General features: G+C 68.7%; 12 protein-coding genes. 6 read left to right on the forward strand and 6 right to left on the reverse strand.

Going from position 1 to position 12,271, the window contains the following annotated elements:
- Positions 1-347: 347 nt before the first annotated feature.
- The gene (locus tag DN051_RS01980; protein ID WP_162624795.1) at positions 348-1,205 is read right to left on the reverse strand and encodes a HEAT repeat domain-containing protein; all 858 of its coding nucleotides are present in this window, start codon (positions 1,203-1,205) and stop codon (positions 348-350) included.
- A gap of 290 nt (positions 1,206-1,495) precedes the next feature.
- On the opposite strand from DN051_RS01980, the gene pip reads away from it, so the two are divergent.
- Positions 1,496-2,461 carry a prolyl aminopeptidase gene (gene pip / locus DN051_RS01985; protein ID WP_112437753.1) on the forward strand — a complete coding sequence of 322 codons (966 nt, stop codon included), beginning with the start codon at positions 1,496-1,498 and terminating at the stop codon, positions 2,459-2,461.
- A gap of 295 nt (positions 2,462-2,756) precedes the next feature.
- Here pip and DN051_RS01990 read toward each other — a convergent pair whose 3' ends face one another.
- Positions 2,757-4,226, reverse strand: coding sequence for a glycerophosphodiester phosphodiesterase family protein (locus tag DN051_RS01990; RefSeq protein ID WP_246040855.1), 1,470 nt, complete (start codon positions 4,224-4,226; stop codon positions 2,757-2,759).
- A 685-nt stretch (positions 4,227-4,911) separates the two neighbouring features.
- On the opposite strand from DN051_RS01990, the gene DN051_RS02000 reads away from it, so the two are divergent.
- Entirely contained in the window at positions 4,912-6,588 is a 1,677-nt protein-coding gene (locus DN051_RS02000) for an LCP family protein (protein ID WP_112437755.1), read from the forward strand.
- Positions 6,589-6,696: 108 nt separating this feature from the next.
- On the opposite strand, the gene DN051_RS46315 is transcribed toward DN051_RS02000, so the two are convergent.
- Entirely contained in the window at positions 6,697-7,056 is a 360-nt protein-coding gene (locus DN051_RS46315) for a hypothetical protein (RefSeq protein ID WP_246040856.1), read from the reverse strand.
- A 220-nt stretch (positions 7,057-7,276) separates the two neighbouring features.
- On the opposite strand from DN051_RS46315, the gene DN051_RS02010 reads away from it, so the two are divergent.
- Positions 7,277-7,480: a cold-shock protein gene (locus DN051_RS02010; protein WP_053760623.1), complete on the forward strand. Its 204-nt coding sequence runs from the start codon at positions 7,277-7,279 to the stop codon at positions 7,478-7,480.
- 196 nt (positions 7,481-7,676) lie between these two features.
- Here DN051_RS02010 and DN051_RS02015 read toward each other — a convergent pair whose 3' ends face one another.
- Both DN051_RS02015 and DN051_RS47505 read right to left on the reverse strand, forming a co-directional pair.
- Positions 7,677-7,910 (reverse strand): hypothetical protein, encoded by a 234-nt coding sequence (locus DN051_RS02015; RefSeq protein ID WP_246040858.1) that lies wholly within the window; start codon positions 7,908-7,910, stop codon positions 7,677-7,679.
- A gap of 402 nt (positions 7,911-8,312) precedes the next feature.
- A complete protein-coding gene (locus DN051_RS47505; protein WP_342781526.1) occupies positions 8,313-8,456 on the reverse strand; it encodes a hypothetical protein in 144 nt (47 codons plus the stop codon).
- Positions 8,457-9,102: 646 nt separating this feature from the next.
- On the opposite strand from DN051_RS47505, the gene DN051_RS02030 reads away from it, so the two are divergent.
- Positions 9,103-9,549, forward strand: a complete 447-nt coding sequence (locus tag DN051_RS02030) for a hypothetical protein (RefSeq protein ID WP_112437756.1) — start codon at positions 9,103-9,105, stop codon at positions 9,547-9,549.
- Positions 9,550-9,809: 260 nt separating this feature from the next.
- Here DN051_RS02030 and DN051_RS02035 read toward each other — a convergent pair whose 3' ends face one another.
- On the reverse strand, positions 9,810-10,358 hold the full coding sequence (locus DN051_RS02035; RefSeq protein ID WP_112437757.1) for a DUF1062 domain-containing protein: 549 nt from the start codon (positions 10,356-10,358) through the stop codon (positions 9,810-9,812).
- A 504-nt stretch (positions 10,359-10,862) separates the two neighbouring features.
- Here DN051_RS02035 and DN051_RS02040 point away from each other — a divergent pair.
- Together DN051_RS02040 and DN051_RS02045 are read left to right on the forward strand one after the other, a co-directional pair.
- Positions 10,863-11,066, forward strand: a complete 204-nt coding sequence (locus tag DN051_RS02040; protein ID WP_053760623.1) for a cold-shock protein — start codon at positions 10,863-10,865, stop codon at positions 11,064-11,066.
- A 413-nt stretch (positions 11,067-11,479) separates the two neighbouring features.
- Positions 11,480-12,220 (forward strand): DUF1684 domain-containing protein, encoded by a 741-nt coding sequence (locus DN051_RS02045; RefSeq protein WP_112437758.1) that lies wholly within the window; start codon positions 11,480-11,482, stop codon positions 12,218-12,220.
- Positions 12,221-12,271 lie beyond the last annotated feature (51 nt).

Below are 12,271 nucleotides of genomic sequence, written 5' to 3' on the forward strand. Positions count from 1 at the left end.
AGACCAGGTGTTCCCCGACGGGGTGTGCCATCCGCCTGCATACTGGGGCTGTTCCGCAGACGTCCGGTTGAGACGGTGAGAGGGCCGTCCGACTGCCGGCCAGTTGAGGCGGTGAGGGGCCGTCCGACTGCCGGTCAGGTCCATGGGCAGGGCGGGCTGTCCAAGGCGCCGGAAGCCCGGAGTGCGCCGCACCGCCGGAAGCGGCCCCTGGGTACGGGCCAACGTGACGCGTGCAGGCAGCGGTAGCGTGCACAGACTTCGTGCCGATGATGCCATCGGCGGCCGCGCGCGCCCGGCAGGGTGCCGCGCGGCCGCACCGCTTGGGCGCAACCGCTCAGGGAGCAAGTTCAGGCGAACTTGACCGGCAGAGCCAGTACCTCGCGCGCGGCATCTCGTACCACCGCGTCCTCATCTGCCGTGAGGCGTTCCAGCGCGGCTCGGGCCTCGGGGGCCGGCCTTCGAGCCAGTGCCCAGGCAGCCCAGTACCGGACCCACCGATCCTGATCGCCTGCGCGGACCACCAGGATGTCGGTGACCATCTCATCGCGCACCGAGCTGAGGGCTCCCACAGCAGCTCTCCTGACCTCCGGCGCGGCATCGGAGGTGCCCGCGATCAGGATGGCCCGGGCCCGCTGGGGATCGCCCGAGCCGAAGATGGAGCCGAGGGTGCTCATCACGTCTGCACGAACCTGAGGGTCCGGGTCGTAGGCCGCGCCGGCGATCAGCTCGAAGTGCCTGGTCCCACCGAAGTCGAGGATGCTCAGGCCCCAGAGACCGACCCGACGCGTCCTGGGCTCGTCCGAGTCGGTGCAGCCCAGAACCAGCCGCAGCGAGGTCTCGGGCCACGCCTCGAACAAGCCAAGAACGTCCAGTTCCATTGTGTCGCCGTCGTCGTTGCGATCTGTCTCTCTCGCCCGCAGCAGGGCGGGCAGAGCGGCTTCGCCACAGGCACCCGCCAGGACGTGGGCTATTCGGTCTCGCGCGAAGGAATCATCGGCGTCGACGTGACGGGCGAGGCGGTGCTCCAACTCGGGTTGCAGGAATGCGGCTGCGGTTGTCCGCAACTGTTCCACCAGAAGCCCGCACCGACGACGTCGTCCGGACCCGCGCTCGGCGTCCCTGGCGAGACACGCATCCAACTCGCTCAATACATCACGCAGCGCCGCGCGCTCCGCCTCATTCTCTGCCCGATCAGTCCCTGCCATGTTCTTCACCCTATGGGCGATGGCGTCACCACCATCCTGCATCAGGAGCGGCCGGGCCACTCGGCGGTCAAGGCAGTTGCGGGGACACCCGACTGTGTTCGTCTCCTGATCACGCTGCCTCGGGCAAAGGGAGTCCCGGTCCGCGGCTCCCCTGACGGTCCGCGATGCCGCCAAGACCAGCTGCCCCAGCAGGCGACCAGTCCTTTGACCAAGAGAAAAAGTGGGAGACGTCGCTCCAGCCGTCGACTAGCCTCGCAAGGTTCTGCTTCGACCTGTCAGGAGGAAGCGTCATGACCCAGCCCTTCCCGTCCGTCGAACCGTATGCCCACGGCCTGCTCGATGTCGGCGACGGCAACCAGATCTACTGGGAGACCAGCGGGAACCCCGATGGGAAGGCAGCGCTGTGCGTCCACGGCGGTCCCGGCAGCGGAGGGCGCCGCGGCAGTCGCGAGATGTTCGATCCCGAGGTCTTCCGGATCGTCCTGTTCGACCAACGTGGCTGCGGCGAAAGTCGGCCTCACGCCTCCGACCGGTCGGTCAGCCTCGATCACAACACCACCGACCACCTCATCGCCGATATGGAGCGGCTTCGGGAGCACTTGGGTATCGAGCGATGGCTCCTCTACGGCGGCTCCTGGGGCTCGACATTGATCCTCGCCTACGCTGAGCGCCATCCCGAGCGGGTGTCGGAGATCGTCATCGCCGGCGTCACCATGACGCGTCCAGAGGAGATCGACTGGCTCTACCACGGTGTCGGACGTCTGCTGCCCGGCCCCTGGGCGGCGTTCCGCGACGCCCTGCCGGGGGAGGAACGAGGCGGCGATCTTGTCGCAGCCTACGACCGGTTGTTGAACAGTCCGGACGAGGCGGTCAGGATGAAGGCGGCGCAGGACTGGTGCGCCTGGGAGGATGCCGTCATCGCCCACGAGGTACTTGGTCGCCCGGGCACCTACAGCGACAAGCCTGACGACGCGCTGTTGGCCTTCGTCCGGATCTGCGCGCACTACTTCGCCAATCATGCGTGGCTCGAGGACGGACAACTGCTCCGTGACGCGCACCGGCTGGCTGGTATCCCGGCCGTGCTGATACACGGGCGACTCGACCTGGGCAGTCCGCTGAAGACCGCATGGGAGTTGTCAGAAGCCTGGCCGGACGCAGAGCTGATGGTGATCGACGACTCGGGGCACACGGGCAGTCCCACGATGCAGGTCGCGATCCTGGAGGCGATCGCACGGTTCGGCAAGAGCAACCGGTGACCGGCTCCACCGTGCCCTGGCGCGTGAACGCGGGGAAGAAGGCGCCATCTGCGACGGACCCAGGAACGTAGGTCGTCGTGCCGGCCCCGCGACCCGCGCCGGAACGTCGTGGCACGGCTCGCCCAGAACCACCGGGGTGCTGCCGTCCCGGCGCGCGGTGCCTCGCTGGACCCGCCCGAAACGGTCGCCTGCGCTCGCAGAGCCTGGGTGGCCGATCGGTGCGGCCGGATGCAGCGACGCTGCCCCGGCCGTACCGACAGCCCTGAGGTTCGACGTGGGTCCTGGTTCGAGCCGGTCAGCGGCGGACCGGCTCGAACTGGAGGTAGTCGAGGTTCCAGTTCTGGTAGGCGTCCGCGGGAAGGTTCACCCGGACGGTGTGGCGTCCTGCGGTGAGGTGCCGGGTCACGCCGCTCGGCTGCAGCACCTGCTTGTTGTGGCTGGTGGTGTTGCGCACGGCGACGCGGTCGCTTTCCGCGCCACCGTCGAACGAGAGCGTGTACGTGCCGGCGGGCGAGTACGGGGACGAGACCCGGGCGGAGACGGCATACGTTCCGGTGCGCGGAACCGTCACCTCGTAGCTGAGCCACTCACCACCTCGCATCCACGAGACCCGCACGTTGCCGTCGGCGTCGCTGAGGTCGACGCCCTCGCCGGGACGCATCCGCAGTCCGCCGGCGTTGGCCGTGTCGTTGTCGTGGTAGCCGATGCCCTCGCCGGGCAGGAAGTCCTCGGCCTGCACCCGTACGCTGCCGTGCGGGACCGGGTCGCCCTCGCCCGTGCGCAGCCAAGCCTCCAGCTTCTCCACGTCGTCGGTCTGGAAGATGCTGGTGTGGAAGCCGCGCACCAGGCCTTCCCAGCCGCGCAGCGGGTCGATCAGCGAGGCTTCGTCGGTCATCCGGTCAGCCAGGCCGTTCCACATCGTGTTGCTCCACACGCGGCTGTGCCGGGCGAGGGAGTCGAGGAACGGCTTGCGGGCCACGGCATCGGCGATGCTGCCGAAGTTGACCTCGTAGGCGACCGGCTGGTCGTCGCCGAACTCGGTGACGTGGGCCAGGTTGTCGTCGTTGATCATGTGCATGTAGACGGCGCCACGGTGGGTGGCGAGAAAGCCCTTGACCTCGGCGACCGGTGCAGAGCTCTTGTATATGCCGTTGCGGACCGTGTCGGTTTCGGCCAGCACGTGCCAGATCTCCTCGCGGAACGGCCAGCCCTTGTCGAGGTTGACCAGCCCGCGGTCCTTCACGAGCGTCATGGCTTCTTCGAGGGTCGGGACCTGCTCGTCCGTGACCGCCGCCTGCGAGCCGCCCAGGCCCTCCTTGAGCCGGAGGCCCTTGACCTGAGCGAGCGTCAGGTCTGCGACCCTGCCGGAACCGTTGGTGGTGCGGTCCACCGTGGTGTCGTGCATCAGAACGGGCACGCCGTCCTTGGTCAGCTGGATGTCGATCTCGGCGATCTCGGCGCCGTGCTGGAAGGCGGCCCGGATCGCCGGCAGCGAGTTCTCGGGGGCGTCGCGCCACTGTCCCCGGTGGGCCGCGGTGAGGATCTTGGCATCACGGCTGTGGTCGAGCAGGTCGCGGTAGGCGCGCTCAGCCGACGTGTGCCCGCCCTTGCCGCCTCCGCCGTAGATGTGTGACACGTCGGGGCCGCCCTGGGCCAGGGCACCGTCCTTGTCCGCGGCCAGTCCGATCCCGGACGAGGGGCCGTCGTCAGACAGGCCCGCGCCGACCACCGCCCCGGTCAGGGTGAGACTCAGTGCGGTCGCCACGAGCGCGCTCCGACGGAGAATTGATCTAGTCATGTCGCGAAATCTAGAGGGATGGCATTGGTCACTACGACGTATGAGTGACCGAAGGACATCCGCCGGCTGAACAATCACCGGAACGAAACGGCGTCTTAGGGACTGGACGGCACGCGGGGCGGAACTGGAACGCATGGAGGAGGTGGCGGAGGGTTTCCCGGTCGGGTGTCCGCGTTGGTCGACTCCGGACCGCTCGGTATCGGATGGCGCCCCTGTCTACGAGACCCTGGACAACTCGTCGGCCCGCGAGGGCAACGAGATCCGGCGCTGGGCGAGGAAAAACCGGGGCGAGCTGCACTTCACCCCGCCCTACGCGTCCTGGGCCAACCAGATCGAGGGTCCCTCCGGGCTCCTACGGCAGTGCACTGTCGCGAGACGGACGAAGGGGGCCGCGTTCCCACCGAAGTGCGTATGGACGCGAGTTGGAGCCAACCATGGGGGTGAGACTCCGGTCCCGAGATGAGTGCCCGGGCCGTGTCGCGCGCCTCGGCCGATGATCATCGAGACCTATTTGTGACCAACCTCATGTCCTCCAACTGAGCGTAAGCACAAGTTATGTAGAGATGACTGATCACAATGTCCCTGGGGCTGGCCTGGGGACGACCCGACGGCGATAGACGGCCATGGCGCGCCAGGGCACAGACGGAGGACCGTGGACACGCAAGGCGGCAGGAACATCGACCCCGCGGACCAGTGGGTCCTCGACCCGCAGACCGGTGAGTACCGGCTGCGGCTGGACGCAGGGGACGTCCCGCCCCCCTCGGTTCCGCAGCAGGGCGGACGTCGGGCGCGCCGCGAGGAGCAGCAGCAAACCGACCCGGATCGTCGTGGCGCCCGCCGCGGGAGAGCGGCGACGCCCCGCAAGGCAAAGCGGTCCACGAAGCGGAAGGCGCTGCTGTGGACGGCCGGCACGCTCGGCTTCGTGCTTGTCGCCGGCGGCAGCGGCGCGTACCTGCTGTACCGGCACCTCGACGGCAACATCACCACGGTGGACATCGGGACGGCCGGCGACAAAGGCGGGGGCAGCGGCGGCGCGCTGAACATCCTGGTCATCGGCACCGACAGCCGGGCCGGCCTCGACGGCAAGTACGGGGACTCCGACAATGTCGGCCACGCCGACACCACGATCCTCTTCCATGTGGCGAAGGACCGATCGCACGCGACCGCGATGAGCATCCCGCGTGACATGGTCACCGGCATCCCGGACTGCCCGACCAAGCAGAAGGACGGTTCGACCAAAGTCATCCCCGGCACGCCACAAGAAAAGTTCGCTCCACGCTTCAATGAGAGCCTCGGTCAGATCGGCCGGGACCCCGGCTGCACGATGCGGACCGTCACCGAGCTCACCGGCCTGCCGGTCGACCACTTCATCCTCGTCGACTTCGAGGCGGTGAAGACCTTGTCCACGGCGGTCGGCGGGGTGCCGATATGTCTCACGCACGCCATCCACGACACCGACTCCAAGGGTGAGGGGTCGCATCTGAACCTGCCGCCCGGCCCGCACACGGTACAAGGCGAACAGGCCCTGGCCTTCGTCAGAACGCGGCACTCGCTGAAGAACGGCAGCGACCTGGACCGCATCGATCTGCAGAAGCAGTTCCTGGGGTCGATGATCCGCCAGATGAAGTCCGGGGACACCCTCACCGACCCGCAGAAGCTGTACAAACTGGCCAACGCGGCGACCAAATCACTCACCGTGGACACCGGCATAGGCGGCGTCGGCAAACTCACCGATCTCGCCAAGGACCTGAGCCGTGTCGACGCCGAGCACATCGCCTTCACGACGCTCCCCGTCAAGGACAACCCGGCAGAGGTCGGCTACCACGCGACCGTCGTCATGGACGAGACCAAGGCACCGCAGCTCTTCACGGCGATCAAGAACGACGTCTCGCTGACCGAGGTCAAGAAGAAGCCCAAGACCGGCGACTCCAAGCTCCGGGGCGTCAAGGCGGACCCCTCCGAGGTGAGTGTCCTCATCTACAACGGAGGCGGCCCCCAGGGTGCGGCCCAGCTCACCTTGAAATGGCTGCAGAACACCAAGGGCGTCATCCACTCGACCAATGGCGGCAACGCATCCAGCGGCAAGCAGGACCGGACGACGTTGGACTACGCTCCCGACCAGGCCGATCAGGCCCGGGCCCTCGCGGCGATAATGGGTCTGCCCGCCTCGGCGCTCCGTCCCGGCAAGAGCGACGCGGGGAACGGAGCGGACATGATCCTCACCTTGGGCCGTGACTTCCAGGCCCCGGGAACCCCGATCACCGCCGCGGACGAGGCCCCGATAGACATACCGAAGGCGACAGCCGACAAGAAGGAATGCGTCGGCTGAGGCCGACGACGAGACGTGCCCTCGATCACCGCTGACGGCCGGCGCCTGGCGGCTCGCTTCTGAAGGGGCCTGGGTGCCTCGCGCAGCGCAGGGTCGGCGAGATGGTCGTCAACAGCCGAGCAATGCGGCGCGGCCCGGGCTCGGATGCATGTGATGGGGGGCCAGAACCCTTCGCAGCGATGACGTGCGCCGGCGCGTCCTGAAGGCGAGCTGCGGGGCGGCCGCGCGGAAGTGAGCCAGGAGGACCTGGGCCGGCCGGCTGTCCGCGTGGAAGAACTGCATGGTCAACGCGGGTGGCACTGCGATGCCGTGCATACGGACCTCATGGCACTTGAAACAGAACGCCGCCTCGAACGGGGCCAGGTCAAGAAAGTCCTGGTAGCCCCGGATGGTCCAGCCCGGCGAGAAGCCGCACCGGTGCTGTTCGCGGAGAGCGGGTTCGGCCCCGCTTCGAAGCGGCAGGTGCACGCTTTCAGCGAGCGTTGTCAGGGCCGGGTTGGCAGGGTGCGGATGGGGCCGAGGTGGATGGTCTCGGCGCAAAGCGCCGGCCGGGGTGGGCCCCGGATGCATGCGGCACTTGGCGGCGGGTGTCCGGCGTGGGGTAGAACGGTTGCGGGCCCTGTTGGGAAGGGGCCGGAGCATGCCCGGATGAAGGGCTGTTCCTGGGCATGAACGAAGGGTTTGTTTGATGGCCAGCGGCACTGTGAAGTGGTTCAACGCCGAAAAGGGCTACGGCTTCATCGCGCAGGACGACGGAGGTCCCGACGTCTTCGCGCACTACTCCGAGATCACGGGCAACGGGTACCGCGAGCTGAAGGAAGGCGAACACGTCACCTTCGAGATCGGACAGGGCCAGAAGGGGCCGCAGGCACAGAACATCGTCCGGGGCTGACCCGACGACACAACCACCGATGAGGCGGCTGCCGGGTCCGGCAGCCGCCTCGCCGTTTCATACGCTGCTGACCGTCCGTGGAGTGTGCGGAGACCGTCGGGGCTTTGCTCCCGGCTGCTGCGGACTTGCGCGGCGCAGGGCGATGCCGCCGTCTCGGCGTTCCTCGGCGAGTGGGCGGCGCTGTGGGCGGCCGGCGTCAGTCGGCCGGCCAGGAGGCGAGGGCTTGGTCGGCGACACGGTACAGGTCCCCACGGCTTGCACCGTCGGCGGCCTGCACCGAGATGCCCTGCCCCACCGCTGTCAGGTAGCGGGCCAGGGCGTCCGCGTCGGCCGAGGACGACGGATCGCCCTCGGCTTGGGCGCGCTCTAAGCGGGCGCGCAGGGCGCCGATCCCGGACTCCCGTCGGGAGGCTGGTGCCGCGGCAGGCAACGTTTGCCCGTCAAGGAGCGGCGTTCGGTGCGTGCTCTCGGTGTGCCGGCCGGAAGTCCTCGTACTGGACGTACTCGGGCTTTCGGCCGGTGCGGCGAGTGGGGGCACCTCCCACGCCTTTCAGGCAGTGGGGGAGCGTGCCGGGCGTCGCGACGGGGCGAACGTTGCCTGCCGCGGCACTAAGTCGCGGCGGGCCGGCTCGCCCTCCGGGCCGCAGGCCAGCGCCGACTGAACCAGCAGGCAGCCGCGTGTGGTGTAGGCGTCGGCGCAGCCGTGCAGCATCGTCTCGGCAACCGCTCGGGCCGTCGGCTGCTCCAGTTCTTCGGCGACGAACGCGCCAGGGCCTTCGAGGTAGCGGTCGACGGCTTTGCGGAACAGCTGTTCCTTGTTGCCGTACGCGGCTTAGATGCTGCGCCGGTTGATGCCCATGGCCTCGGTCAGCTCATTCAGCGAAGCGCCCTCGCAGCCCTCGGTCCAGAACAGCCGCATCGCCTTGTCGAGGGCCTCGTCCGTGTCGAAGGACCGGGGCCGTCCAGTCCTGGCCATCGAAGCCTCCCCTGGCCGGCACCTTCTGGCCTCTCGGCGGCGCCGTCGACGTGAAACTCCCCGGTCACCGGCGCCGCCGTGCTGCCCGCGGCCCTGCGCCCTGCACACCCCAGTGACCACCACCGGCGAGTACGGCCAGAAGGCCGGTGGAGGCGGGCCGCCCCGGCCCGCCTCCACCGGGCCGGCAGCGCTCGGGAAGCCTGCGCACGCCCAGGTGAACTGCGCCGTTCAGGTCGAGTCGCCCGCGCTCGTTCGACGCGGCCCGCACGATCACGGACGAAGAGCGGGTGTCACTGCTGGAGGCTGCCCGGTAGGCCCCCTCCGCCCGCAACTCGCAGCCGTGGCGCTTCCTGGTCGGGCGGCGCCACGACACGACGTACCGGCGGATCTTCGCCACTCTTGTGCCCGGCAACCAACGGTGGGCGGGAAACATTTCGTTGCTGGTCGCGACAGTGGCGGTGGAGCGCCTTGAAGACGGCACGCCGCACCATCGCGCCGCACACGACACCGGGCCGGCAGTCTCCCAACTGTCCCTCCAGGCACACGCCCTGGGGCTGCATGCCGCATGCGGAACTGACGGTGCATCTGGTCCATGACAGCGACTGACCAGCCCTGGACCTCTCGTGCAGCCGTATCGTCCGAGTGCGTGCGTGGACGTGTCCTGGGCGGCGAGGGCACGGTCATCCAGACACCGGGCGGAACCCAGCGGCCTCGGCTCCGGCCCTACAGCCCCGGTCTGGTCGACCGCACCTGGTACGGAGCCGGCAGCCGGCGCTCGGCTCACTGGGCGGGCAAGCAGGGGCTGAGCCTGCTCTGCGGGAACATCGTCGCAGGCGAGGGCACCGATGACTTCTCCACCGCGCAGCGGACACTGATCCGCGAGTACCGTCGCCTGGTGGGACCGGACCGGCCGGGACGGGTGGCGATCGGCCGGGTGATCGTGCCCTTCGACACCGCGGACGCGGCGACCCGGCGGCGTTACGGCGCGTACGCGGCGGGCCGTCACAAGCGGACTCTCAAACCGCAGAGCGAAGGACGACCATGTTCGTCCCCGACCTGGTGGGGACATGGGAGGAGATCGTGGGGCTGTTGAGCGCCGACGCCGCGCTCGCGGAGGTGTCGGAGCTGCTCCTGGGACTGCCGTACGAGTTCGAACGGCGACTACGAGCAGACCCTGCACGTCAGCGCCACCACATCGCGCCCCGGCTGGGCTGGCAGCCCAGGGTGACGAACTCCCTGAGCAGGTGGTGGCGGCCGCCTGGGCCGGACTGGTGTTTGGTCCCCGCCGGGCGCGGTCCCGTCAGGGCCTGTCCGGCGGAGCTTGCCGGACAGGCCCTTGGTCCCGGGGAGGGCTCAGCGCTTGAGCGTGAAGGTGAAGTCCCCGGAGGTCTTGCCGCTCAGGCGGACTGCCGAAACGAGTTTCCCGTCAGTGATCAGTCTCTCGACCTCGGCCCGTGAAAGACCGCAGCCTTCGGCGATCAGCCGTACCGGACGGACAGGGATCCGCGCCGCAAAGCGGACCGAGACATCGATCACCTCGCGGTCCAGGTGAGCCGATCCGCCGGTGTCGAGGCGCCAGGCGTCGTCCCAGTCGAGGGCGATGCGATTGCGGCGCTGCAGGAGCGGATCCTGGAACAGTTCGGCTGTCAGTCCAAGGTCGTTGTCATGCAGCCGGTCCAGCAGCTCGGGTCGGACGGTGCGCACGTGCACCCGCTCCAGGACCGTGAGCTTCGCGGTTTCCCCGCACGCGGTACAGAGCACGAGGAGCCAGGCGTCGATGAGCTTGTGGTTGGCGTTGACGCGGAATTTGCCGCCGGCCCGGAAGCGCTCGCAGGCGCATGCGTGGCAACGGCGGAGAACGAGCGGCAGGCAGGTGGGCACGACCAGCCAGTTGTTGTGCACAGAAGTACACCGGTTTCAGTGAGAAGTCCGCAGCAAAAAGCAGCGCGGCGCGCATGCGCGACGCGCGACAGATCAGCGCTCGGGGGGTCTCACACGGTGTACAACGGCACGTCCTTGCCCAGACGACTTGGTTCGGCAGCACGGTAGTGGCTTACGGCGGCGCCGCTCCACTGGTTTTCGAGCGCCTTGTCGCCAGGGCCGTCCGGCCGATCCTGGGTGGAGCCGGAGCCGGAGCCGTGACGGCGACGTGGTCCGGCGCGTCGTGGTCCGGGAGATGGTCCCCCGTCAGGTCGGCGTGACGGGAACGGGGATGTGCCGCTCGGGCAAGACCCCTGATGGCGACCGCCGCACTGGCCCCCCTCGCCGGTGTTCAGCCAAGAAGCTGTGTCGTCAGTCGGATGAGAGAAACGGCGTGGGGTAGAACGGTTGCGGGCCCTGTTGGGAAGGGGCCGGAGCATGCCCGGATGAAGGGCTGTTCCTGGGCATGAACGAAGGGTTTGTTTGATGGCCAGCGGCACTGTGAAGTGGTTCAACGCCGAAAAGGGCTACGGCTTCATCGCGCAGGACGACGGAGGTCCCGACGTCTTCGCGCACTACTCCGAGATCACGGGCAACGGGTACCGCGAGCTGAAGGAAGGCGAACACGTCACCTTCGAGATCGGACAGGGCCAGAAGGGGCCGCAGGCACAGAACATCGTCCGGGGCTGACCGGACCACATGACCACCAGTGAGGCGGCTGCCGGGTCCGGCAGCCGCCTCACTGTTTCGACAGGGAAGTCGGCGGCAGCCACTGCCTCCCGAAGCAGCGGCGCGCGGGAACCGCAACGGCGGTACCGAGGCCATGGACGAAGGCGCACGCCGGGTGTGCGCCCCGGCTCGGCGCCCCCTTCTCAGGTGTGGTGTCCATCACGGGGCTCGCCGACAGGCGCGCGCCGCCGCAGCCGCCGAGGGCTTGGCCGGGCCGGACCTGACGCCGAGGGCGGCCCCGGCCACCCCATCTCGTGCGTCCATCCCTCGTCTCACCTGTCGAGATCCGCTTGCCATTAGGCGATCTTATGGAAAATAAAAGAGATACTTGGCCACGGATTCACGATCCGTGGCGATCCAGCCCTGCTAGCCGAATGAGTACCGCCGTGTCCGACTCCGCCCCCCTTCCGCCTCGCGACGACCCGAGGGAGAAGTGGGACCTCTGGTGTGCCGAGCGCCGCCGCGCGCTCACCTCACCGACCGGCAACCTGGCCCTCGTCGAGACGCGCTGGCTGCCTGCGGGCGCGGAAGCCGACCCCGACGCAGCCCGCGCCGGGCATCCCGGCTCCGTGACGGTCACCACGTTGAGGCGCACGGACCTGGTCACCGGCGGTATCGAGCACGGCCTGCGCTTGTGGGACGCGGACGCTCCCGCCATCCGTCACTTCGAGGGCGTGGACGTCTTCCCGTACAACCCGGCCTGGGTCCTGGAAGCCACCTACACGCCGGTCCCGGGCGCCCGCCGCATCCCCTTCGAGCACGTCCGGGACAACGGCGGTACCCGTGATCTCGTCGTCCCCGGCGACATCGCGCTCACCGTCGACGATCACGACTACACCCTCAGCGCCTTCGACGACGAGGGCACCCTGCTGCTCGTCTTCGGCGACCCCACCAACGGGACGACCACCTACGGTGCCGGCCGCTTCCTGTTCGTCCAGCGCACCGACGACGACAACCGGGTCGTCCTCGACTTCAACCGGGCCTTCGTACCGCCCTGCGGCTTCTCCGATCAGTACAACTGTCCGATGCCGCCGCGGCAGAACCGCTTCCACGTGCCTGTCCAGGCCGGCGAGAAGCGCCCCGTCTTCCGCGACGGCTTCCTCGCACAGCACTGACCGCGGCACCGACCGCAGCCTTCCTCCCGACGCTCGAAAGTTTCCTCGCGC

The sequence above is a fragment of the Streptomyces cadmiisoli genome (assembly GCF_003261055.1).
Taxonomy (GTDB): Bacteria; Actinomycetota; Actinomycetes; order Streptomycetales; family Streptomycetaceae; genus Streptomyces; species Streptomyces cadmiisoli.